We start from the raw sequence: 21,072 nt of genomic DNA, 5'->3' as shown, positions 1-21,072 counted from the left end.
GGCTCTTTTTTGGTATTATATTCCATTACTGAAATACCAAAATTCTGAACTGGAGGTACGCCATGAACGTACAAGAATACTGGCAACAGAAGATTGCCGCGGGCTTAGACCCGTTCGTGTTTATAAGTCTCATTACCCTCCGGGGTATTGAGCGACTCTGTCCCTTTCTCGACCAAATAAAACCGGTTGAGAGGGATCAGACCGGTCAGTCGACCAAGTGGGAGACTCTTGCCACCGCTCTCGGAATCGACCCCGAAACGATCTCAACCAATGATCGAGGGACCATCGATTTGGGAATTCAACTCCAAACCAAGGGGACCTTCGATGGTGCTCTCTTGGCGGACTTCTTGACCCGTCCGCAGATCCTCTGGCACGCCCGGTGGGTCTGCACAGTTGACTCCTCAGGGATGGCAAAAGACACACGCCTCGAAATTCGCCAAGGCCCATCGGCCGAAGGCTCTGGCGCTCTGAGTGGCGCCCAGTTCGCCGCAATCTTGCGGAGGCTGGCTGGGCCAGAAGGTAGCCCAACCGGCGTACGGTTAAATTTCCCGAATGTTTGGCGCAACCCGCCAGATCTGTCCAGCGGCCAATCCGCCGATTCGGCGAACATTCTTCTCTACGTCCCGAGCGAAGGCCACTCCCTATACGTAAAAGAGACCGATGTGGCTTTTGTCTGCAGGGGCGGCCAAGCCTTTGTAAACGTTGTGGGGATCCCGCACAAATAAAAGGAGGAAATCAGGCTCGTACCACGAAATATCATTCGGTACGAGCCATTTCTATGCCCAATTTTGCCAAATTGGCCTAAATTATAAACAAATAGTATAATAATCCCATGCAAGAAAAAGAAGAATTAGCCCTCAAGGAGATTGACGAGGCCAAGCTTAGTGAGATCAAACGCCTGGACCCCGCCTCTGTTGTCGCGCCTCATTCGCCTCAATTTACCACTCCCTTCCTCCGCTATATCGGCATCGATTATGATCGCAAAATCGCAGGCCTTGGCATGATCAAATTTTTGCCCTCCGACTTTATCGTCGAAGAGATCGGTCTGGACGGGCAGGTGAGCACGATCAACAAAGAAAAGGACGTGCTTCCAGACGAAGTTGAATTGAGCAACCGACCGATCACCGAAGCAGAGGTGGTCAAAAACGGAATTGGCACGCTCGAAGCGGCCGACCGATTAGCCAACGCCCTTCGTATTTCTCTCTCAGAAATCGGCTATGCGGGACTCAAAGACGAAAACGCCATTACTTCTCAGAAGATGACCTTCAACGGAGTATCCAAGGAACAGCTTCGAAGCGTCGATTTGCCAAACCTAACTCTCAAGAATATCCGCTTGCGCAAAGGAGTTGTCGGAGTCGGAGACCTCACCGGCAACCGCTTCACCATCCTGGTCCGGACAAATCCTCAATTGAACGAAGAAATCCTGCGAGAGCGGGTCACAGAGGTAAATAAGGCGGGATTCTTGAACTTCTATTCCCTCCAACGCTTCGGCTCAGTCAGACTCAATAATCACTTCGTCGGCCAAGCCATATTTAAGGGCAATTATGACGAAGCGATCAGATTGATATTGGCAGAGCCTTCAACCCAAGAGATCAAAGTTTTGGCTGACATTCGAGCCAAGGCCGCGGCCTTTTATGGAGATTGGGCCAAGATGACTGAATCGTTCGCTCAATTCCCCTATTTCTTCCGTTATGACCTAGAGCTCCTTCGCGAATTGCAAAGCACGGGCAAGCCAGTCTTGGCGCTGAAGCAGATATTCAAATCAACCAAACTATTCGTTCACGCTTACCGAAGCTTCTGGTTTAACCGCCTAGTTTCACATTACATCAAGAACAATCTCCAGCTCCCGGACGAATTACCAGTATTGAATGGTTCGGCCGAAGTACTAGCTCTTTATCGCCCAATAATTCCAGAATCAGAGCTCTCTACCCTTCAGTTTGATCAGCCGTTCTTCGGTGAACTTTTCGGCAACACTCCGATCATGATCAAGACCAGAATCATGCCCAAGATTTACAACGCCTACAAAGCGCCAATGGGCTATGTTTTCTATTTTGATCTCGACAAGGGTTCCTACGCCACTACTTTTCTCTCGGAATTCTTCGATCTCTACCAAAATGAGCCCGTGCCAGAGTGGGTCAATCAGTCCTTCTACGACACTCGCAGGCCGATGAATCTAGACCCTCTCAATTGAGAGTGCCAAACGATTGACGACCAGCGATTTTCGTGCTATTATTGGCTTAAATTAATTAACTTTTCCTTGGCTTTGATGACAAGGAAGCTAGCGTCCGATCTCAATTGGACTCCCGAAAGGGCCAGCTAGCGCCGAAAGGATTACATGAGACAGTACGAACTTACGTACATGATTTCTGATGAAGTACGCGAGACAGATTTGAACAAAGTGACCGGCAAAATTGCAGGTCTTATTAATGGTCTCGGCGGCAAAATCAGCAAAGAGGACATTTGGGGACGGCGCAAACTCTGCTATACGATCAAAAAGCAGGACTTTGCAACTTACGTTACTATCTATTTTTCACTTCCAGCCGACAAGGCTCGCGAGCTCGAGAGAGAGATTAGACTTGAAACTACTGTCATTCGCCAATTGATGATGGTCAAAGATTACGGAGACCAGACAATCACATTGACACAGGACGAAATTGCAGGAACCGAAGAGATCGAAGCCCTGATTGGCCACAAATCATTTGAGGCAATCGAAGGTGAGACAGAGCAGAGTCGTGATCTCATGGCCGTAAGAGAAGAAAAAGAAGAAGCCACGGAAGTTGAAAGTCCAAAGTCGAAAGTTGAAAGTCCTGAAGAAGAGACAGAGGAGCCTGAAGTTAAGGTTGAAAAGGTTGAGGCTGAAATCAAACCAGTCAAAAAAGAAAAAGTTGTCAAAGAGAAACCAGTTGTAGAAGTAAAAGAAGAAGTTAAGCCAGTTCGCAAAGTTGCGAAGAAGAAAGAGCCAGCTGACGAAGCTGAGCGTCTATCTAAGCTCAACGAAGAGCTCGACGACATCCTCAAAGACGAGTTATAATCCAAATAGGAATTTGATATTTAACATAGTTGAAAGGAACGTATGCTTAATCTAAACCGTGCTCAACTGATAGGAAATTTGACCCGTGACCCCGAGATGAGATTCACCCCAAACGGCCAAGCTGTTGCCAACTTCGCAGTTGCCACCAACCGCAAATGGAAAGGCCGAGATGGCGCCGCTGACGGAGAAGATACCCAATACCACGACATTGTGGTCTGGGGCAAACAAGCTGAGGCAGTAGTGCCAATGCTGAAAAAGGGCGGGCCAGTCTTCATCGAAGGACGAATCGAGACACGCAACTGGGAAGGCCAGGACAGCGTCAAAAGATACAAAACAGAAATTATCGCTGACAATATTATCGTTCTCGGTAGCCGCACAGGCGGCGGAAGCTACGAGCCAAAGAGTTCAGCCGAACACGCTCCAGCAGAGAAAGTTGCTCCTGTTAGCGCACCAAAGAACGATGAAGAAATCGACATAGAAGAAATACCATTTTAATAGGAAATACCATGCCAAAACGAAGATGTTTAGTTTGCAAAACAAAGAATATGGAGATTGACTACAAAGACGTAGCCGCTCTTTCACGCTATCTTGATCGCTGGAACAAGATCCAGCCTGCTAGCCGCACCAACAACTGTGCCGGCCACCAGCGCGCTGTCGAAAACGCAGTCAAGAAAGCTAGATTCCTTGCTCTTTTGCCTTACACAGTCAGATAAATTATTAATTTTCATTTTCTAATTTTTAATAATTGAGAATTAGAATTTGATTAGAAATTAATAATTATTAATTAGAAATTTTTTGTGATGCTTTCAATTACCGATCTCAAAACAGGAACCAAATTTACGATGGAAGGTGATCCTTTCGTCGTTATTTCCTATTACCATTCCAAGCAGGGACGAGGCGGCGCAGTCGTCAAGACTAAGATCAAGAATCTTCGCACTGGCGCCACCGTCGACAAGACCTTTCAGGGAGCTGACAAAGTTGATGAAGCCGATCTCTCCAAGAAAACTGCCCTCTACCTCTATTCCGATGAAGATGAGGCTTACTTCATGGACAATCAGTCCTTCGACCAATTCACTATCCCTGCCTCCAAGATCGGAAGCCAGAAACAATATCTGATTGAAAATTCAAACGTCGATATTCTTTATTTCAACAATGAGGCCTTGGACATTGAGTTGCCAATCAAAATGATTTTCAAGGTTACTTCCGCTCCTCCAGCCGTCAAAGGCAACACCGCTTCAGCCGTGACCAAGAGAGTCACCATCGAGACTGATGCCATTATCGACACCCCAATCTTTATCAAAGAAGGTGACAAAATCGTGGTCGACACTCGCGACGGATCTTACGTCGAACGCGCCAATTAGGCGAAAATAGTTTGAACAATTTGCATTTTTGAACTATGATCTAGCTATGATTTTGCGTTATACCAAACTTATTGGATTGCCGATATTTGACCTCCGCGATCAGAGCAGACTTGGTAAAGTCGCCGATATTCTTGTAGATCCAAGCGGCCAAAAAATAATAGGATTCATACTTCTGAATTCTATTTTTTCGTTTGGGGCGCCTCGTGTCGTGCTAGCAGTTGACGTGATTGAAGTATTAAAGGAGGCAGTCATCGTCAAAGACGAAGATGCCGTCATCCAGCTCGAAGAGGCACAGACGGCCAAGGATTTATTTAAGAAAAGATATTATGGCCTAAATCAAAAAGCTTTTTTTGAATCAGGCGCTTATATCGGCAAAGTTTATGATTATTTGATCGATAGCAAAACTCTCGCCCTCTCAAAGTTTTATATTCAAAGTCTTCTCAAAGAGACCGTCATCCCCTCGAAAGATGTGATCGATTTTGACGGCCGCAAGATCATCGTCAAAGGGAAAAGCCCTATTCTAGCCATAGAACAAGCGGCAGAGAGCATTTCGGCCGAAGCAATCTAAGAGCGTTTTCGACGAAAACGAGTGAGCAAATATATCGTAAGTAATACTAACAGGAACAAAACACCGGCGGCGGTGAATTTTTCTGCTGTTGTGGAGCGAAGGGCGACCCAACCAAAGGCGGCGGCAATAAAATACATTGCCAATATTGACTGGCGTGTTGAAAATCCTGCGCCCAAGAAACGGTGATGAATGTGCGTTTTGTCGGGAGTATTGATCGGATTCTTCCCTCTCACAATTCTCCCGATTGCTACAACAAAGCCATCGATAATTGGAAAGCCCAGGACCAGGAAGGCAGTTGCCAATTTGCCTCCAGAAATGAGCGGAAGGACACCAAGCATAAAGCCCAAGAACATACTACCGGAATCACCCATGAAGATCTTGGCTGGCGGGAAATTCCAATAAAGAAAGCCCGAGACCGCCCCAGCGAAGACTATTGCGATCATGGCAGTAGAAGGTTGATTGACAACCGTTGAAATCGAGAGCAGGAAGAGGATAAATGCGGCGATAGTGGCAAGCCCACCCGCCAAGCCATCAACACCGTCGACGAAGTTCATGATATTCATCATCCCGACGAGCCAGATCAGAGTCAGCAGATCGGACCAAAGAGAGAAGTGGTAGACTACCCCGTCCAGCGAGAATATCGGGACATAGACAGAGTTTAGATTAATCTCTGGGCCGAATGGATTAGTCAGATGGTCTATCCCAACGCCAGAAGCAATCACGACCAGAGCGGCAAAAACCTGAATCATTAGCTTTTTGAGAGGAGAAAGACCTTTAAGATCATCAAATAAATTAAGACCAACTACTGCCAGACCGCCCAGCACAATCCCCCAGATACGTAGATTAAATATATGCGTGGTGTTATCGGCGCTCGGATCTATATTAAAACGTAGAAAGACGAGGAAAAGAGCGACAGCAAAAGCAACAAAAATAGCCGGGCCACCGATTCTAGGCATCGGGCGCAAATGGACGTCCCGCTTCCTCGGCTTGGACATTATGTTGTATTTGATGCCGATTTTGCGAGCGATTCCAGTCAAAAAGAGTGAGAGGACAAGGGCTATTGAGAAACCAATTAAATATTGCATAAATGCTTTATGGTTTACTTGGTGATGAGATAAAATATCCAGCTAAAAATTGCGATCGGGATCAGGGGCATGACCGCCTTCTGAAAAGGAAACCAGGCCTTGCCACCATTTTTCGCCTTGATAATTCGGTATGCCCAATCACCAAGGTAGAAAAATATGCTTCCAACCACGACGCCGAGAAGAGTTTTGTCCATGCCCCAGAGCACCTTGGTCGGGTCACCGATGATATGCTTGAAATAGAGAGGTAGAAATGTCCCCGCGTAAAATAAAGTAAACACAGCCAAGTTGATTGACCAATGACTTTTCCACTTCTTGATCCAGTCAATCGTGATAATAGACGAGAGCAGTAGCGCTCCCCCAATCCAGAGACCGGAAATTGTGTTATCGATGCCATATTTCTCTAGAAGAGTCAACGTGCTAGCCACCACAATCGGACAAACTACCTGGCAGATAGCAAAAGCCTTGGCCGGAACCAGCAAGATACCGGCAGAAACCATCGCAAACGAGCTGAAAATAAAAGCTGACTGCTTTTTGTGCATAATAACAAAATTCTAAGAACTAAAGGCTATAAACTAAAAGCATTATCTCTTGTTATCAGACTTATTTCAACTGGGGTGGGTGGATTTCCCTAGAGAATTATGGTAATCTAAACGAAGTCCGGAAGGTACCATTTGCATAAGGAAGGTTACCCAAGTGGCTTAAGGGAGCGGTTTGCTAAACCGCCGGTGGTCTAAAAGCCGCCACGAGGGTTCGAATCCCTCACCTTCCGCCACGCTTAGCGTGGCAAATGGAACGCTTAGCGTTCCGCCAAATTTGTTAAGAAAGAGGGGAATATGGCAAAAGAAGATAGCAAGAAAGAAAAGGCCGAGAAAAAAGCGCCGGCTCCAGCCAAACCGAGCCTGGACACCAAAGTTGATAAGCCCGTTTTCAACTGGAAATCAGCCGATTTTGCAAGTCAGGAGCGAAGTCCGCTCTGGTATCTGGTTACGACAATTATTGCTATAGCCCTTGGCGCCCTGCTTTATTTTCAGACCATGTGGACTGGTATGGTTTTGGTTCTGGTCGCTTATCTTTATCTTTTTTTGACAGGATTAAAGCCACGGATACTTGAGTGTGCCGTGTACGAAAAAGGCATCGTTGTAGACAATCGGGTTGTCGATTTTCAAGAGATGAAGGACTTCTGGCTGATTGACGGACTGGTGCCAAAGTTTTACTTCACCCTGTCAGGTAAAGTTGCCAATCAGATCATGATGCCAGCCAAAAACGCCGACGTTGAGAAGATCAGAGAATTCCTGGCCAATCATCTGCCCGAGGAAAGTCATGGCGAGGGTTTGACCGATAGAATTAACCGCTGGATTAAATTTTAGTTATTTGTGCCCGCGTAGCTCAGTGGATAGAGCGCTCGGTTGCGGTCCGAGAGGTCGGGGGTCCGATTCCCTTCGCGGGTACCATTTTCATTTGATAAATTGCGGCTTAGGCCGCTTTTTTCGTTGGCGTTGCTTTGGCAACACAAAAAAGCTATATTGAAAGTCATGAAAAACATAGAAAAATACACAAAATTCACTTTGGACAACGGATTGCGGCTGGTCATAATTCCAGACAGCTCACGTGAAGTCGTAACAACGATGGCAGTATTTGGTGTTGGCAGTCGTTATGAAGAGGACCGGATTGCTGGCATTTCCCATGTTCTTGAGCACATGCTCTACAAGGGGACGACACAAAGACCAACCTCGACTTTGATCTCAGAGTTTATCGAGGATATCGGCGGAGAGCACAACGCTTTCACCAGCAAAGAATACACTGGTTATTACGCCAAAGTTGCCTCTAAATATTTGGAAAGATCGATCGATTTTGTTTCTGACCTTGTCCTCAATCCGCTCTTCCCCGAGGAAGAGTTTGAGCAGGAAAAGCAGGTTATTTTGCAGGAATTAAAAATGTACGAAGATCTCCCTATGGAGGTCGCTTCGAGTAAATTTGAAGAAGCTCTGCTTGGCAGTAACAATCTAGGCCGAGACGTGATCGGATACGAGAAAAGCATCGTCTCTCTCACACGTGAGGACTTGGTCAATTACCATCACGATAATTATACTGCTGCCAACGGCATTGTCGTCTTGGCTGGAAACATTGGCGATATTACTCTCGATGAGGCCAAAGCCTTGGTTCAAAGATATTTTACCCTTCCCGAGGGTGAGGAAACCCTTTGCCCCGATACAAATCTAAACACTAGCAAAGCAATCAAACTTGTAGAGAAGCAAACTGAGCAATCCAACGTCATCATCGGGTTTCGAGGCGCTGGGTACAATAATAAAGATAAATATGCCTTGAAGCTTCTGGCGATGATTCTTGGCGGCTCCATGAGCTCCAGAATGTTTACTGAAATTCGCGAGAAAAAGGGCTTGGCCTATGCGGTCAGAACCTCCTCCTCTAGCTACCAAGACATCGGTGTCATCGAAACATACGCCGGCGTACCACATGAACGTGTCTCCGAGGCGATAGAAGCGATTCTGCGTGAATATCACCGCGTCTTTGAAGATCTTACCGAGGCAGAAGTCAGACGGGCTAAGGAGATCGTTTACGGGCGAATGCTCATCAGCGAAGAAGACACCAGTGAAGTCGCCACACACTTCGCCCTGCAATCAGTCATGGGCAAGGAAATATTGAGCGTAAAGGAAATTTCTATTATATTAGAAAAAATTACCCGAGATGATATAATCAACATTGGCAGGAAATATCTGATTGAGTCGAATCTTGCCTTGGGTTTTGTCGGCCAGAATTTTAGCAAAGAAAAAGCAGAAGAAATATTAAGGTTTTAAGGAATAAAATGGAAAATCGTACAGCGATTGAGAGAACATTCGTTATGGTCAAACCTGACGGTGTAGAGAGAGGATTGATTGGAGAAATAGTCAGCCGTTTCGAAAAACGTGGGCTCAAGGTTATCGCCCTCAAGATGGTCAAGCCAACCCTCGAGCATATCAACGATCACTACCCCAAAGACGAAACTTGGATCGCCCGTCTCGGGGACAAGGGATTCAACGTTTTCAAGGAGTATGGTCTTGATCCTAAAGAAGTTATGGGGACCGACAACAATCTAGAAGCTGGCAAACAGGTCCGCCAATGGTTGATCGATTTTATGACTGAGGCTCCAGTCGTCGCTATGGTCATCGAAGGCATCCACGCAAGAGACATGATTCGCAAAATTACCGGCTCTACCCTGCCGAACAAGGCTGAAATCGGTACGATCAGAGGAGATTATTCTGTAGACTCCCCTGCCGCCGCCAACCTCAATCAGCGAGCTGTCAAGAACCTCGTTCACGCCTCAGAGACCGCCGAAGAAGCCGAGAATGAAATCGCGCACTGGTTTTCCGAAGAGGAAATTTACCCTGATTATGTCCGCGCCGACCATTCAGCCATGTTTTAAATAGTGGAGGATCGTAATGCCAATAGATAATGTAGATAAGTTCATTCAGAAGATAAACGACTCGAAAAAGGACAACAAGTTTGACCTTTCCGCCGATGAGGATCTTTCGATTGCAATTATGAACTTGATTTCAATCGAAGAGCACTTTTTCTTTACCGCCAAGAAAACGGGTGATGATAAGTATTTCGATTTGCTCAAAGAGACCAGAGAGATGCGCAAAGAGCTACTCAAGAAGATTGTGCCTGATTACGAAGGCGAAGTCTGGTGTATCTCCAAACACCTCTTGTCAGCATCTATGAGACTGATGGAAGTGGGGACCAAGGCACTAGGCCGTGGCAAAGACGACGAAGCCAAGGACATGTTCGAAAAGGCCTATAATCTTTATTCCCTCTTCTGGGGCATCAACTTAAAAGCGATCAAATTGGATGAAGTAAAAAAGATTGATGACGGAGCGCTAGACAAGAAAGATGAGACCAAGAAGGGCGTCTTCGGCAAACTAGGTACCTTGGTCAAAAAAGCAATCGACTGTTGCATCGAGTAATCTTCAAACTGCTACCATAAAATAAACACCTCAGATATCTGAGGTGTTTATTTGTTATAAACTGTCGCTCTATTTGCTCCAGAGTCCATGCAGATTACAGTAGATTCGTACCGTTATATCGCCCTTTGGTAAGCAGAATTCGACCTTTGGGTCGTCCCCGGCGTTCAGAAACTTCCTTCGCGTAGATCCATCTGTTGTTACCTCGACCCATTGTATATAATGCTCATCAGTCATTGGGTGAGGCGCCTCCCCTATCCTAACGATTAGCTTCTTGTTTTCCGTATCTTTTTCAATTACCGGGACATGTTTTTCCTTTGCCCCATCACTTGTATTCTCCGTCATTTTCTCCATTGGCTGGCCGCAGCAAACCAATTTTCCCGCGCCTTCACCGACAATCTCGACAGTATTACCGCAGACAGGACAGTGATAAATCTCCAGGTTCTTTGTCATGATACTCCTCTATTTAATTACTTTAATTGTACCATGATAATGCAACAAAAAAGCCGCTATTACTAGCGACATTTTCATTGGCGGAGAGGGTGGGATTCGAACCCACGAGACCTTGCGGCCTGACTGTTTTCAAGACAGTTGCACTCGACCACTATGCGACCTCTCCAGGCAGCTCAAACAATAACATTTTTTGGGCAAATATTCAAGCTGAATTACGAAAAATTAATTGCTTGGTCGTTATTTCATGTGGAGATTGCGGGCGATTGCCAGGCAGACTACCTTTTTGGCCCCTGCCTCTTTCAAAACGCTCGCACAGGCAGCAAAAGTACTCCCCGTCGTCACTACATCATCAACCAAATAGACCACTTTCCCCTTGATCCGCCAGCTATTTCGGCAGACAAATGCTTGTTCCAAATTTTGAAGTCTTTTCGCTCGCGACAAGCCGACCTGCGACTGGGTATTCTTGACCCGAACTAAATAGTTATTCAGGGGAAATCCTAGCTTTTTCGATATCTCCTTGGCCAGTAATTCTGATTGGTTAAATCCTCGCCGCAATTTCTTTGATGGATGTAGTGGTACAGGCATTATAATTCCAGGCTCCAAGCTCGGGATTCGAGTTATCAACAGGGCGGACAAAGTTGTGGATAACTCCGTAATTCCAGAGTATTTGAAGGCCGATATCAACGTTTTGGCTATCTTACTACTATAATCAACTGCATAAATGATGCTATCGATGTTACCACCAAGCTGTTTCTTGCAATTGTTGCACAATTTTCCAAATTGGCTCAGTTTCCCACATCCATAGCAGGTATAGCTTTTGAGAATCTCGAGATCGCTGGCACACTCAAGACATAAGAGTTGTCCATAATGCCCGCAATTGATACATCTATTGGGATAAAGAATGTCAAATAGTGATGCCAGGATTAGCTTTGGAAAAGAGAGCATTTTGCCATATTTTGATTTTTCAAAAGTTGTTGACATGGGTCTCTATAAGTATATAATATTTATATCTAGTATATCGCTTGATTTGAACTAGTCCAGAACCTAAAGGAGGGTCGTGGTCGAAAATCATAACAATGATTGGTTAGCCGAAGAAACAGAAGGCCAGCTTGCTGTCGATGTTTTTCATGATGACCACAATGTTTACATCTTGGCCCCAATCGCCGGGGTGAAAGCTTCTGATGTGGATATCTCCATCACTGACGAAGTTATCACCATCAAGGGTACCCGCCAGGCCGGACATGATTTGCCAAGCGACAAACATTTCACCCAAGAGTGCTATTGGGGGCCTTTTTCACGCTCCTACGTCATGCCAATCGCCATCAATTCTGAGAGTGCCAAGGCTACTTTGAAAGACGGCCTTCTTCGCATTGAAATCTCCAAGGACGAAAAAGCCAAGACCAAATTCATCAAGATTAATGATGGAAAAGAGAGCAAATAGGGTTTACCGATATCGACACGGTTTGCAGTTGAGCACTTTCTAAGTGCTTTTTTGTTTGATATAATCAGTGTTAATATGAGAGCGGGGGATTAGTAATTTTAAGGAGCGTTATGAAACCTGTCAGAAAAGCTGTTATTCCTGCCGCTGGCTATGGCACAAGATTTTTGCCATGGACCAAGGCGATGCCCAAAGAGATGTTACCGATTGTAGACAAGCCAGTGATCCAATATGTGGTTGAGGAATTGGTCGCTTCTGGAATTGAACAAATTATCTTAGTCACCGGCTGGCACAAACGGGCGATAGAGGACCATTTCGATCGCCACCTAGAGCTTGAGAACAAGCTTGCCGAATCGGGCAAGATGGAGCAACTTGAGCAGATCAAAAATCTTTCCAAGATGGCAGAGTTTGTCTTTGTCAGACAAAAGGAGCAAAAGGGGAATGGCGACGCCATTTTGACCGCCAAGAATGTTGTTGGCGACGAACCTTTTGTCGTCTGTTGGGGTGACGAGCTCCTCGTCTCTGACCCACTCAAGACCAAGCAGCTTGTCGAGGCTTACAACAAATACCAAAGCACCATTATTGCCTCACTCATCATGAACAGCCCAGGAGATGGTAAGAAATACGGCTTCACCAAGGGTCATACGGTAGAAGACGGGATTATGAAGATCGAAGAGTTGATTGAGAAACCAGGCGACGACAACAAACCATCCGACTATGCCAGCCTTGGCGGCTATGTCTTCCCACCAGAAATTTTTGACGCTCTCGAAGAAGCGGGCCGTGAAGTCAAACCGGGTGGGGAATTGGTCTACATCGACGGCGTCAACAAGTTGAGAGAGCGGGGGAACGATGCCTACTCTGTTGAAATAAAGGGTGGAAAATATTATGATTGTGGTAATGTCACTCAATATCTGAAAACAAATGTTGAGATGGCGCTGAAGAGGCCGGACATAAACGGTGATTTTTCGCAGTTTATCAAAGAGATCGCCGGAAAACTGTAAAAAATATCAAGTATCAATGGTCAATGATTCCCAAAGGGACCCTTTCAGGGCATTTAATTTTTCAGGTTTACAAGTGAACAATTAATATTTGATTATTGATATTTGATAATTGATAATTGCTTCGTCTCCGACGAAGTGGAGGGTATATATGAAACGATTTCTTAAATTCGCCAGCTATGCAGTGATGATGGCCTTTTTTACTGTGGCGCTGTCGGGCTGTACCAAGAAAACCAGCACCACAGACGCACGAGCCACCAAGGTCATAGTCTGGAGCTTTGAGGATCCCGACGTCTGGAAACCAATCGTCAAGGACTTCGAGTCGACCAACAAGGGCTACACTATGGAGTACGTCCAACAGACCCTCGACGCCGCCTATGAGAACAAGGTCCTAAACTCTCAGCTTTCCGGTACCGGCCCCGATGTCTGGTCTATGCCGAATGATTGGGTCTACCGCCACAAGGATAAACTGGTCCCTGCTCCTACCGCTATCACCAGCAAGGTCAATATGGATGAGGGCTATGTTCAATCGATCAAACAAAGTGTCCAGATTGATAATAATATTTACGCCCTATCTGCTTCAGCAGAGCCGATGATTGTGTACTACAATCCCAGCCTGATCCGACAAGCACTGTCTGATCTTGAGAAAAGCACTGTCAGTGGTGTCACATATGAGAGAATCTCGAAGATGTTCGACCCCGTCCCCAATACCTGGACAAATTTTGCCGAAGCAATGCCATACTTGACCAAGCGAGATGGCGACAATATTAGCATAGCGGGAGCGGCCATTGGCTCTGACAATGTTTCCTATCCACAGGATATTCTCTATCTTCTCATGCTCCAAAACGAGACCAAGATCCTCTCTGACGATCTCAAATTGGCCATGTTCAGCCTACCGAGCAGTACTCCAGTCGGCACCGAAGAAGTCCCTGGCAAGAGGGCACTCGAATTCTACACTTCATTTGCCAATCCCAAGGGTGCCAACTATACCTGGAATGAATCGATGGGCAATGATGTCGAAGCCTTCGTTAACGGCAAAGTTGCCATCCTCTTCGGTTATGATCGACTACTCAATGTGTTCGCCCAGAAATATCCTACCTTTAAAGATTATGCTACTACCTATGTGCCACAGGTTAACACTGAACCAGATAAGATTATTGACTATGCTAGATTCAACGCATTTGGTGTCAGCGCTATCACCCCCAACTCAGCCATAGCTTGGAATGTAGTACATGGCCTAGCTACGACATATTCTAGTAATATTACATCCGCCTCAAGACTTTATGGCTCCTACAAGTACGATTCATACGAAATAGGCATAGAGAACAGAACTGGGAATAATCCTGAGAAATTAGAGCTCGCGACAGCCAAAGCATTTCAAAAGGGTCGCTACCCTGGGGATTTCGACGCCAATATGCGCAACGCCATCAGGGCGGTGAACAAGGGAACACTAACAGCCCAGGCCGCTCTCAACCAAGCCGCTGACAATATCACTGTCTTACTCAGGAAAGAAACATGGTAAATGTGATAGAAAAAATTGGTTTTCATTTGGTGAATGCTGCCCAAGCCGGAGTGCAAGTCGGTCTCAAGATAGATGGGAAGGATAATTTTGACTATGGCGAATACGTCCATGCTATTTATCAATTTGCCCTCAAGCTCGGTGGCACTCTCACGGTCCTCATGATTATCTACGCCGGCTTCGTATATATGACCTCCCAGGGAGATAATACCAAGATCAACACCGCCAAAGACGTCTTCATGGGCACGCTCCTTGGATACGTCCTGCTTTTGACCCTTGGCATGATCCTCGATTTCCTAGGCATGCCCACATTCAATATTTCGTAAAAAATAATAGCTTGTCCAGCCAAATCTTGATGAAAATTTCTCGAAAAATTATTAGAATTGTTTTCATCACCTGTCTCCTATTCCTAGGATCAGCTTATTTCGTGACTCCAGCGAGAGCAGAGGATCAACCGACGATATTAGTCTACGGCGACCCGCAGGAGATATACGCTGGAGAAACTGTGGATTTTTGGACGGATTTTAATTTACCCGATGGTGAGCTATCTGATCCAAATTACGAGTGCTACATCTATGTTGAAAACGGGACACAGTTTGGTCTAGACGTCACCGATGAGTGGTCGATATACGTGGATGTCACAGACAGCAACCAATATTGCTCTGGATCATGGACCACAGACGAATTTACCCCCGACAACCAATACCAGTTTACAGCCGAGTTATACCAGGAGGGTAATCCTGTACCAGTATCACGAGATTCGAACTGGGTAACAGTAATAAACCCCTATGACGCTAATTATTGCGATAATTATCCCGATGACACCTACTATTGTGTCGCCGACACCCCAGATTTTCCACCAGAAGATCCGATTTCGCAAGATGCGCTCGGTTCTGCCTATCTACCGTCGAACCAGACAATCGACATAGCAACAACATCATCAGTAAATATCGACATGCCCTTGTCCCTCACATCGACTTCAATCGTTCCCGTTCTGACAGATTGCGTAATTATGAGATCAGACGAGCCAGGAACAGATGGCAACGCCGATGACTCAGAATTTTCCTGGCTCTATACCAATCGTAATGTTGATGACACAACCAGCGACACCATCAGGGGATCATGCACCGCTAGCTGGTCAGATCTCAGCGGATTGGCAACGGGGGCATACGCCATTAAGGGTTATTTCCTAGATGGCAATGGTACTAGATGGGACTCTCCGCCAGCCTATTACACTCTCACAAACGCGGGGGAAGAGTACGCTCCGAACATAAGCCAGCCGAGACTGGACGTCAGGTTCAACGGAAGAGAAGTCTACAACGCCTGTATGATTCGTGCCACCAACAGGGATCTTACCGTCAACGTCAACGTCACTCTACCAGAAAAACCGAAGGATCCTTCAGAATATATTGTCAAGATGTACATCAGCTACAAGGGCTACTCCATCACTCCTGGAGACAATCCCACTTTGAGGAGCCATCTCGACGACTCAGGAGCGGCATGCTCAGGGGAAGGCCAAAACTGGATCTGCGATTTCCAAACACTTGATAATTACAACTCCTACACCTTCAATCCCGAGTTCACTCACACTTTTTCCAACACTTCTGAGCCTTATTACCACGAAGCTACTGTCAAACTCCTCAAGCGAAAGACAGGAATAAGCCAGGCCGAGGCTGATCCCAACAACGGAGCCCACTACGGGGTAGTAACCGTTACAGCAAACAGTTCCACAATCGGCGAAACATGGAGCGCAGATCGCTCTGTCGGTTGGGTATACTTAAGCCCAGATGATTGCCTACCAGGAAAATCTTTGATCAAGCAGCCAGTTAAGCAGGAAACTGGAGGTACTACTGGAGGTACTACTGGCGGGACCAGCAAGAAAATCGTGCTCAACTCCAGCAAACTCGTCGGTGGCACTATTCACAAAATCGGCGACCTTTACAACAGCCTCTTTGGCAAAGACGCTACCCACCCAGGAATACTGATGATACTGATTGGCGCCGGCGCCCTGATCGGTATCCTCTTTACCGGCTTCCTCTTCTTGACCGCCGCTGGGGACGACAAGAAGGTAGAGCAAGCCAAGAAATCTGCGATCTACCTAATTGTTGGCCTTGTTGCAGGAACCCTGTCGTATACGATAATATTGTTTGTAGTAAATATAATAAAGAGATTTAAATAATGGCCAGCCCCATCATAGACGCTACAAAATGTGCAGAAATAAAGGGAGATGGTGTTTCCACCCTCAGTGATTTCCTTTGTGATTTCAATGGGATTGACACAAACAAAGACCTCAACACTATCAATAGCGCAGCCAATTCGTTCGTAGTGATGGCAATATCCTTTGCTGGTATCGTCGCGTTCGCCATGTTCCTTTGGGGCTGTTTCCTATATGTCACGTCCTTTGGAGAAGATGCCAAGGCCGAAACGGCCAAGAAAACCCTGCTCTGGTCGATAGGAGGGTTGGCGATAGTTGGCTTGGCTAGTCTGATCCGAATCTTGGCGCAGAAAGTGTTTTAGCTATGAATACGATTATCGAAAAGGTATTGGCTATCGATCTTAACCCGCTAAAGCTGGACAACCCTGTCAGGTCTGACGCGGAAGTGGGGGGTAGCTATTTGAGCATCATTACGACCCAAATAAACACGGTCTTCACTATAACCTGCGAAGTAGCAGCTTTTATCGCATTCGTGGTATTCATTGTCTCTGGCTTTCAATACATGACCGCCGCCGGAAACGCAGAATCAGCCAAGAAGGCAGTGAAGGGCATCATCAACTCTGTAGTTGGCCTGGTTGTGATTTCGCTTTCATGGATAACTCTTACTACCCTTCTGTGGTTGCTGAGCAAATAGGCTATTGACTAGGTTGTCCCAAAAGTTTTAAAATATAATAAACAAAATAATTAACGGAGGATTTATGAATCTAATCGAGAAAGTTTTAGCAGCGGATCCAACAGCACCAGCGAACACTTTTCCTGTTCTAAAATTCGTTCAACCGGTTGCGGGTGATACTGGGTTCCAATCGATAGCAGTGAATATTCTTAATTGGTCAGCAGGAATAGGTGCTATTATCGCATTCGTCTTTCTGATCATCGGCGGCTTTCTTTACTTGACCGCTGGCGGAAATGCAGAGTCAGCCAAGAAAGGCATGCAGGGTATACTGAACGCTGTTATTGGCTTGATCATCATTGCATTATCTTATGTTATGATAATTGCAGTCGTTAATCTGATAAGTTAATACCTCATTGAGTTCGACACAGGTTTCTGGGATGCGTGTATACAAAAACCGTCTTATAACTGAGACGGTTTTTTCGATTGATGATAATTGTTTAGAGTTAACTGCGCGTGACGCGCCAGACTTCATCTAGCGTTGTAATACCAGCAAGAGCTTTGATCAGGCCGTCCTGCTCCATCGTAATCATACCCTCCTTGCGGGCTTCTTTGTCGAACATTGATATAGAAGCTCCTGATGTTACAAGGCCTTCGATTGTATCATTTGGCACAATATATTCGACTACTGCCACTCGCCCAACATAGCCAGTACTACTACAAACTGAGCAACCTTTGGCCTGGAAAAGTGTCCTCTGGCCGTTTTCAAGTTTGACCGCAATTGCGGGATCCAGTCGTTCGACGATAGGAGACAAGATATCCACGATCGCTTTCCAGTCTTTGTCGGAAGCTTCATATTGAGTGGCGCAATCTTTGCAAATTCGACGAACCAAGCGCTGAGCCATAATAATGTTGAGTGAGCCAGTCAGAAGAAAAGGCTTGACCCCCATCTCGAGGAAGCGGGCATAGACGGCTGGCGCAGAGTTGGCATGGATGGTAGAGAGCATCAAATGCCCCGTCAGAGCGGCCTGGATGGCGATTTCCGCCGTTTCCAAGTCTCGAATCTCTCCTACCATCAAGACGTTTGGATCCTGTCTCATCGAGCCCCTGAGGCCATCGGCAAATTCGTAGCCCTGTCCAGGCTTGATCTGGCTCTGTTCGATCCCTTCCATCTTGAACTCTACTGGGTCTTCCAATGTAATTATTTTGACCCCTGGCTTTTTGATCTCCAAAAGAAGTGCGTAGAGAGTTGTGGTCTTGCCCGATCCTGTCGGGCCAGAAGTGATGACCATGCCATGTGGGCGGCCTATTGCCTCTCGAATCGCCACCAGCGCATCCGGGCGAAAGCCCATATTTTCGAGCTTCAAGAAATCTCCCTCCATGTTAAGGAGACGGAGCACGACTGCTTCGCCTGAAGCTGATGGCATAGTAGAAACACGAAAATCAAGACTTTTGTTGTCCGGGCTAGCCAGTGAGAAGTGTCCATCCTGCGGTTTGTCCGTAATATCCATTCGGAGCTTGGCCACATACTTAATACGTTGGAGCAGCTGCTTATATTTTTGTAAGGGTAAGTCTACTAGATCCTGAAGCACACCATCTATTCGGAGTCTGACTAAAAACTTGTTTTCAGCCGGCTCCAAGTGAACATCAGAAGCGCCCAGATTGATCGCACCAAAGAGGATCGTCTCAAGGAGCCGAGTGATCGTAGCCGTCTTGGCCGCCTCGGCCGCGCCCTTGATGTCTTTGATATTGTAGAAAGAATTATCTTCTTTTCGTTTTTCTTCTTCTGCTTTTGTTTCGATCGCTTTGGTTTTGATCTGTTCGTAAGCATAGACACCAAAGATGAAGCTGGTCTTGGAGACCAAACTGACGGCAAAAGAAACATTCTTTTCCTCAGCGATTTTGCTCAAATATGCCTTAGATTTCTCATTTGTTGGGTCAACCATCCCTATCCTAATCTGATGCCCCACCTTCAGAAATGGCGCGACTTGGTAAGCAATCGCATCCTCCTCTGGGATGACTTCCAAAACCTCCTTGACGATCGGGTAATTGACCAGATTCATATAGGGAAGCTTGAGCTTAGCAGCGGTTTCTTTGGTGTGCCTCTCCTCCTGCTCCCGCGTCAGAAAGCTAATTGTGTTGTTGATATCAACCATAAATTCATTATACAACAACGAAGTGTCCAAGGGACAGAGTAGTTCTTCCCCTTTTCAAGGGGAAGCTAGAAGGGGTTTATCTCCAACCTCACCTTTCCGCTTTTTGAAAAAGTAGAATTGAGTACGAATAATGATTGGACAAGAGAGATAGAGGGGAGAATTTGTGCAGTTCCGATCTTAGTGAATGAATGCCCTGCTTTTCAATCAGTTTGATCATCTTTTTCGGATTATTTTGAGTAAGGACAAATAAAATGCCGCCGTCCTTTAGCTTTGCCTGGATATTTTGCAGATACTGGTCGGGAAATTTGCAGTACGTCTCACTATCCAAGATATTTGAGCAATAAATCAGGTCGTAATATCCATCGCCGGCAGACTTAAGATTATCATTAAAATCACCCTCGTGAATCACAATTTTATCTAGATTTTTCTGCATCAGGCGATAGTTCGATTCCGAGGAGAGATAGGGGAGATAGCCCTCAACATCCTTGGCTTTTCGCCAACTTTCCCTGTACCACAAACCTGATTTTTTCAAACTTTCGGAAAACTTCCCCGCCCCGCTTTTTTTGACCGCACTTAGCACCGCAGGCGGAAGCGTTGACTTCAATTTAGCGTAAATAGAGCCGAGCGTATCTTCGCTTCGACCCCAAAACAAACTTTTAATTTGTGATAAATCATAATTCTTAAATAGCGCGATTTTGAGATCAATTGTCACATTTGCCATCGGTCTAATATCACAAAGATCAATTTCTTTAATCTTGTTTCGTACGTCTTGTGCCAGAAGCGAGAAGGCGAAATCGCCAGCTCCACCAATTGCGTAAACTCTTTCGATCGGTTGATTGTGTTCATTTTTTGCAAAAAATTGGCCAAGTTTCTCATTGGTGAAAAACCAGACCGGAAGAGATTTGGTAGTTTTCTCGTTCATAGCTCGATCACCACCCTGAAGCCTAGGATTGTGCTCCAGTGATCAGTCGGATCCCAGCCGATAATACCGACGCTCTTGCTCCCGCTGGCCAGATGACAATTATCGGTCATTTTGTCCTCAAACCACTCCCATGTTTTGGTCTTCCGCCACTGCGGATATGCCGCGTTGCCAAGGTAATTGAACTCGATGAAATATGGCAAGCGAATTTTTTGCTTCGGATCAATTTTAAGAAACTTTAGAATAAACGGCTTGAGTTCATGAATGTCAGAGGGTGTCAGACAATAACGAGAGCCAAAGCCCCGCTTCCCCAGCTCATCCTTCAAATACTCTTTTCCGTGCTTCTGGCTGCTCCATTTGCGGATATGGTCCCTGGGATCAGCCACAAACTTTTTAATTACTTTGGCGTCCAACGCCGAGATCCAAAAAACTTTCTGCTCGGGCTTGTCGCGGCCATCGAGCAATATCCACTTGCCAGGCAAACTCTTGGCCTTCGGATGTAGTTTGCCCTCTTTGATCTTTTGGTAAAAGATTTTGGCTGGCCTGTCTTTCCAAGCGGGCAACTCGAGATGATGCTCGAGCGAGATATCCGGCAAATAGTGGACGAAGAATAGATTCTCCTCCCAGTGCTCGATCAATTCGTCCGTCACCCAGGACGGCAAATCAGGAATATCGACAAATTTCTTACCAAAAAAACCCTCGAGGGTTTTTTGTTCTTTCTGTAATATACGAGATCTATGTTTCATATATATCTCTAATTAAG

The 21,072-nt window shown here is 46.0% G+C and carries 26 protein-coding genes and 3 tRNA genes; 21 read left to right on the top strand and 8 right to left on the bottom strand.

Annotation, left to right across the window (positions count from 1 at the left end; translation table 11 throughout):
• The first annotated feature begins 62 nt into the window (after positions 1 to 62).
• The 7 genes from WC227_00710 to WC227_00680 all read left to right on the top strand — a co-directional run bounded on the left by WC227_00710 (position 63) and on the right by WC227_00680 (position 4,960).
• A complete protein-coding gene (locus tag WC227_00710) occupies positions 63 to 725 on the top strand; it encodes a hypothetical protein (GenBank protein MFA6963224.1) in 663 nt (220 codons plus the stop codon).
• 107 nt (positions 726 to 832) lie between these two features.
• Entirely contained in the window at positions 833 to 2,191 is a 1,359-nt protein-coding gene (gene truD, locus WC227_00705) for a tRNA pseudouridine(13) synthase TruD (GenBank protein MFA6963223.1), read from the top strand.
• A gap of 144 nt (positions 2,192 to 2,335) precedes the next feature.
• The gene (gene rpsF, locus WC227_00700) at positions 2,336 to 3,031 is read left to right on the top strand and encodes a 30S ribosomal protein S6 (GenBank protein ID MFA6963222.1); all 696 of its coding nucleotides are present in this window, start codon (positions 2,336 to 2,338) and stop codon (positions 3,029 to 3,031) included.
• Positions 3,032 to 3,073: 42 nt separating this feature from the next.
• Positions 3,074 to 3,526 carry a single-stranded DNA-binding protein gene (ssb, locus tag WC227_00695; GenBank protein ID MFA6963221.1) on the top strand — a complete coding sequence of 151 codons (453 nt, stop codon included), beginning with the start codon at positions 3,074 to 3,076 and terminating at the stop codon, positions 3,524 to 3,526.
• Positions 3,527 to 3,537: 11 nt separating this feature from the next.
• Positions 3,538 to 3,744 (top strand): 30S ribosomal protein S18, encoded by a 207-nt coding sequence (rpsR, locus tag WC227_00690; GenBank protein MFA6963220.1) that lies wholly within the window; start codon positions 3,538 to 3,540, stop codon positions 3,742 to 3,744.
• Positions 3,745 to 3,831: 87 nt separating this feature from the next.
• Positions 3,832 to 4,392: an elongation factor P gene (gene efp, locus WC227_00685; protein ID MFA6963219.1), complete on the top strand. Its 561-nt coding sequence runs from the start codon at positions 3,832 to 3,834 to the stop codon at positions 4,390 to 4,392.
• Positions 4,393 to 4,438: 46 nt separating this feature from the next.
• Entirely contained in the window at positions 4,439 to 4,960 is a 522-nt protein-coding gene (locus WC227_00680; protein MFA6963218.1) for a PRC-barrel domain-containing protein, read from the top strand.
• On the opposite strand, the gene WC227_00675 is transcribed toward WC227_00680, so the two are convergent.
• A complete protein-coding gene (locus tag WC227_00675; protein ID MFA6963217.1) occupies positions 4,957 to 6,045 on the bottom strand; it encodes an MraY family glycosyltransferase in 1,089 nt (362 codons plus the stop codon). The genes WC227_00680 and WC227_00675 overlap by 4 nt on opposite strands.
• A 14-nt stretch (positions 6,046 to 6,059) precedes the next feature.
• Positions 6,060 to 6,584, bottom strand: a complete 525-nt coding sequence (locus tag WC227_00670) for a hypothetical protein (protein MFA6963216.1) — start codon at positions 6,582 to 6,584, stop codon at positions 6,060 to 6,062.
• 140 nt (positions 6,585 to 6,724) lie between these two features.
• Between WC227_00670 and WC227_00665 the strand changes: the two genes are divergently transcribed.
• The 6 genes from WC227_00665 (at position 6,725) to WC227_00640 (ending at position 10,004) form a co-directional block, all read left to right on the top strand.
• Positions 6,725 to 6,817: transfer RNA gene (locus WC227_00665), tRNA-Ser, on the top strand.
• A gap of 61 nt (positions 6,818 to 6,878) precedes the next feature.
• Complete coding sequence (locus WC227_00660; GenBank protein MFA6963215.1) at positions 6,879 to 7,412, top strand: hypothetical protein; 534 nt, start codon at positions 6,879 to 6,881, stop codon at positions 7,410 to 7,412.
• Between the two features lie 8 nt (positions 7,413 to 7,420).
• Positions 7,421 to 7,496: transfer RNA gene (locus tag WC227_00655), tRNA-Arg, on the top strand.
• A gap of 81 nt (positions 7,497 to 7,577) precedes the next feature.
• Entirely contained in the window at positions 7,578 to 8,858 is a 1,281-nt protein-coding gene (locus tag WC227_00650) for a pitrilysin family protein (GenBank protein MFA6963214.1), read from the top strand.
• A gap of 8 nt (positions 8,859 to 8,866) precedes the next feature.
• Positions 8,867 to 9,463 carry a nucleoside-diphosphate kinase gene (locus tag WC227_00645; protein MFA6963213.1) on the top strand — a complete coding sequence of 199 codons (597 nt, stop codon included), beginning with the start codon at positions 8,867 to 8,869 and terminating at the stop codon, positions 9,461 to 9,463.
• A gap of 16 nt (positions 9,464 to 9,479) precedes the next feature.
• Complete coding sequence (locus WC227_00640) at positions 9,480 to 10,004, top strand: hypothetical protein (protein MFA6963212.1); 525 nt, start codon at positions 9,480 to 9,482, stop codon at positions 10,002 to 10,004.
• A gap of 69 nt (positions 10,005 to 10,073) precedes the next feature.
• On the opposite strand, the gene WC227_00635 is transcribed toward WC227_00640, so the two are convergent.
• From WC227_00635 to WC227_00625, 3 genes are all read right to left on the bottom strand, one after another.
• Positions 10,074 to 10,454 carry a desulfoferrodoxin gene (locus WC227_00635; GenBank protein ID MFA6963211.1) on the bottom strand — a complete coding sequence of 127 codons (381 nt, stop codon included), beginning with the start codon at positions 10,452 to 10,454 and terminating at the stop codon, positions 10,074 to 10,076.
• Positions 10,455 to 10,532: 78 nt separating this feature from the next.
• Positions 10,533 to 10,620: transfer RNA gene (locus WC227_00630), tRNA-Ser, on the bottom strand.
• Positions 10,621 to 10,691: 71 nt separating this feature from the next.
• The gene (locus WC227_00625; GenBank protein MFA6963210.1) at positions 10,692 to 11,399 is read right to left on the bottom strand and encodes a ComF family protein; all 708 of its coding nucleotides are present in this window, start codon (positions 11,397 to 11,399) and stop codon (positions 10,692 to 10,694) included.
• A gap of 112 nt (positions 11,400 to 11,511) precedes the next feature.
• Between WC227_00625 and WC227_00620 the strand changes: the two genes are divergently transcribed.
• The 8 genes from WC227_00620 (at position 11,512) to WC227_00585 (ending at position 17,643) form a co-directional block, all read left to right on the top strand.
• Positions 11,512 to 11,895, top strand: a complete 384-nt coding sequence (locus WC227_00620) for an Hsp20/alpha crystallin family protein (GenBank protein MFA6963209.1) — start codon at positions 11,512 to 11,514, stop codon at positions 11,893 to 11,895.
• A gap of 110 nt (positions 11,896 to 12,005) precedes the next feature.
• Positions 12,006 to 12,893 carry a UTP--glucose-1-phosphate uridylyltransferase gene (locus WC227_00615; protein ID MFA6963208.1) on the top strand — a complete coding sequence of 296 codons (888 nt, stop codon included), beginning with the start codon at positions 12,006 to 12,008 and terminating at the stop codon, positions 12,891 to 12,893.
• A 148-nt stretch (positions 12,894 to 13,041) separates the two neighbouring features.
• Positions 13,042 to 14,412 carry an extracellular solute-binding protein gene (locus tag WC227_00610; protein MFA6963207.1) on the top strand — a complete coding sequence of 457 codons (1,371 nt, stop codon included), beginning with the start codon at positions 13,042 to 13,044 and terminating at the stop codon, positions 14,410 to 14,412.
• On the top strand, positions 14,406 to 14,735 hold the full coding sequence (locus WC227_00605; protein MFA6963206.1) for a hypothetical protein: 330 nt from the start codon (positions 14,406 to 14,408) through the stop codon (positions 14,733 to 14,735). The genes WC227_00610 and WC227_00605 overlap by 7 nt, the downstream gene beginning before the upstream one ends.
• 29 nt (positions 14,736 to 14,764) lie before the next feature.
• Complete coding sequence (locus WC227_00600) at positions 14,765 to 16,588, top strand: pilin (protein ID MFA6963205.1); 1,824 nt, start codon at positions 14,765 to 14,767, stop codon at positions 16,586 to 16,588.
• Positions 16,588 to 16,926, top strand: coding sequence for a hypothetical protein (locus tag WC227_00595; protein MFA6963204.1), 339 nt, complete (start codon positions 16,588 to 16,590; stop codon positions 16,924 to 16,926). The genes WC227_00600 and WC227_00595 overlap by 1 nt, the downstream gene beginning before the upstream one ends.
• Before the next feature lie 2 nt (positions 16,927 to 16,928).
• Positions 16,929 to 17,258, top strand: coding sequence for a hypothetical protein (locus WC227_00590; protein ID MFA6963203.1), 330 nt, complete (start codon positions 16,929 to 16,931; stop codon positions 17,256 to 17,258).
• Positions 17,259 to 17,322: 64 nt separating this feature from the next.
• A complete protein-coding gene (locus WC227_00585) occupies positions 17,323 to 17,643 on the top strand; it encodes a hypothetical protein (protein ID MFA6963202.1) in 321 nt (106 codons plus the stop codon).
• A 97-nt stretch (positions 17,644 to 17,740) separates the two neighbouring features.
• On the opposite strand, the gene WC227_00580 is transcribed toward WC227_00585, so the two are convergent.
• The 3 genes from WC227_00580 to WC227_00570 all read right to left on the bottom strand — a co-directional run bounded on the left by WC227_00580 (position 17,741) and on the right by WC227_00570 (position 21,055).
• Complete coding sequence (locus WC227_00580) at positions 17,741 to 19,390, bottom strand: GspE/PulE family protein (protein ID MFA6963201.1); 1,650 nt, start codon at positions 19,388 to 19,390, stop codon at positions 17,741 to 17,743.
• 88 nt (positions 19,391 to 19,478) lie between these two features.
• Positions 19,479 to 20,312: a methyltransferase domain-containing protein gene (locus WC227_00575; GenBank protein ID MFA6963200.1), complete on the bottom strand. Its 834-nt coding sequence runs from the start codon at positions 20,310 to 20,312 to the stop codon at positions 19,479 to 19,481.
• Positions 20,309 to 21,055: a hypothetical protein gene (locus WC227_00570; GenBank protein MFA6963199.1), complete on the bottom strand. Its 747-nt coding sequence runs from the start codon at positions 21,053 to 21,055 to the stop codon at positions 20,309 to 20,311. Before WC227_00570 ends, WC227_00575 begins: the two co-directional genes overlap by 4 nt.
• Between the last annotated feature and the right edge of the window lie 17 nt (positions 21,056 to 21,072).

The sequence above is a fragment of the Patescibacteria group bacterium genome (assembly GCA_041671645.1).
Taxonomy (GTDB): Bacteria; Patescibacteriota; UBA1384; order XYA2-FULL-43-10; family 1-14-0-10-43-13; genus JBAZBD01.
This window is presented reverse-complemented; position numbering and strand designations above follow the sequence as displayed.

Coding starts and splice junctions, on each gene's coding strand:
- WC227_00710 (MFA6963224.1), top strand. CDS start 63: ATGAACGTACAAGAATACTGGCAACAGAAGATTGCCGCGGGCTTAGAC.
- truD (MFA6963223.1), top strand. CDS start 833: ATGCAAGAAAAAGAAGAATTAGCCCTCAAGGAGATTGACGAGGCCAAG.
- rpsF (MFA6963222.1), top strand. CDS start 2,336: ATGAGACAGTACGAACTTACGTACATGATTTCTGATGAAGTACGCGAG.
- ssb (MFA6963221.1), top strand. CDS start 3,074: ATGCTTAATCTAAACCGTGCTCAACTGATAGGAAATTTGACCCGTGAC.
- rpsR (MFA6963220.1), top strand. CDS start 3,538: ATGCCAAAACGAAGATGTTTAGTTTGCAAAACAAAGAATATGGAGATT.
- efp (MFA6963219.1), top strand. CDS start 3,832: ATGCTTTCAATTACCGATCTCAAAACAGGAACCAAATTTACGATGGAA.
- WC227_00680 (MFA6963218.1), top strand. CDS start 4,439: ATGATTTTGCGTTATACCAAACTTATTGGATTGCCGATATTTGACCTC.
- WC227_00675 (MFA6963217.1), bottom strand. CDS start 6,045: ATGCAATATTTAATTGGTTTCTCAATAGCCCTTGTCCTCTCACTCTTT.
- WC227_00670 (MFA6963216.1), bottom strand. CDS start 6,584: ATGCACAAAAAGCAGTCAGCTTTTATTTTCAGCTCGTTTGCGATGGTT.
- WC227_00660 (MFA6963215.1), top strand. CDS start 6,879: ATGGCAAAAGAAGATAGCAAGAAAGAAAAGGCCGAGAAAAAAGCGCCG.
- WC227_00650 (MFA6963214.1), top strand. CDS start 7,578: ATGAAAAACATAGAAAAATACACAAAATTCACTTTGGACAACGGATTG.
- WC227_00645 (MFA6963213.1), top strand. CDS start 8,867: ATGGAAAATCGTACAGCGATTGAGAGAACATTCGTTATGGTCAAACCT.
- WC227_00640 (MFA6963212.1), top strand. CDS start 9,480: ATGCCAATAGATAATGTAGATAAGTTCATTCAGAAGATAAACGACTCG.
- WC227_00635 (MFA6963211.1), bottom strand. CDS start 10,454: ATGACAAAGAACCTGGAGATTTATCACTGTCCTGTCTGCGGTAATACT.
- WC227_00625 (MFA6963210.1), bottom strand. CDS start 11,399: ATGCTCTCTTTTCCAAAGCTAATCCTGGCATCACTATTTGACATTCTT.
- WC227_00615 (MFA6963208.1), top strand. CDS start 12,006: ATGAAACCTGTCAGAAAAGCTGTTATTCCTGCCGCTGGCTATGGCACA.
- WC227_00610 (MFA6963207.1), top strand. CDS start 13,042: ATGAAACGATTTCTTAAATTCGCCAGCTATGCAGTGATGATGGCCTTT.
- WC227_00605 (MFA6963206.1), top strand. CDS start 14,406: ATGGTAAATGTGATAGAAAAAATTGGTTTTCATTTGGTGAATGCTGCC.
- WC227_00600 (MFA6963205.1), top strand. CDS start 14,765: ATGAAAATTTCTCGAAAAATTATTAGAATTGTTTTCATCACCTGTCTC.
- WC227_00595 (MFA6963204.1), top strand. CDS start 16,588: ATGGCCAGCCCCATCATAGACGCTACAAAATGTGCAGAAATAAAGGGA.
- WC227_00590 (MFA6963203.1), top strand. CDS start 16,929: ATGAATACGATTATCGAAAAGGTATTGGCTATCGATCTTAACCCGCTA.
- WC227_00585 (MFA6963202.1), top strand. CDS start 17,323: ATGAATCTAATCGAGAAAGTTTTAGCAGCGGATCCAACAGCACCAGCG.
- WC227_00580 (MFA6963201.1), bottom strand. CDS start 19,390: ATGGTTGATATCAACAACACAATTAGCTTTCTGACGCGGGAGCAGGAG.
- WC227_00575 (MFA6963200.1), bottom strand. CDS start 20,312: ATGAACGAGAAAACTACCAAATCTCTTCCGGTCTGGTTTTTCACCAAT.
- WC227_00570 (MFA6963199.1), bottom strand. CDS start 21,055: ATGAAACATAGATCTCGTATATTACAGAAAGAACAAAAAACCCTCGAG.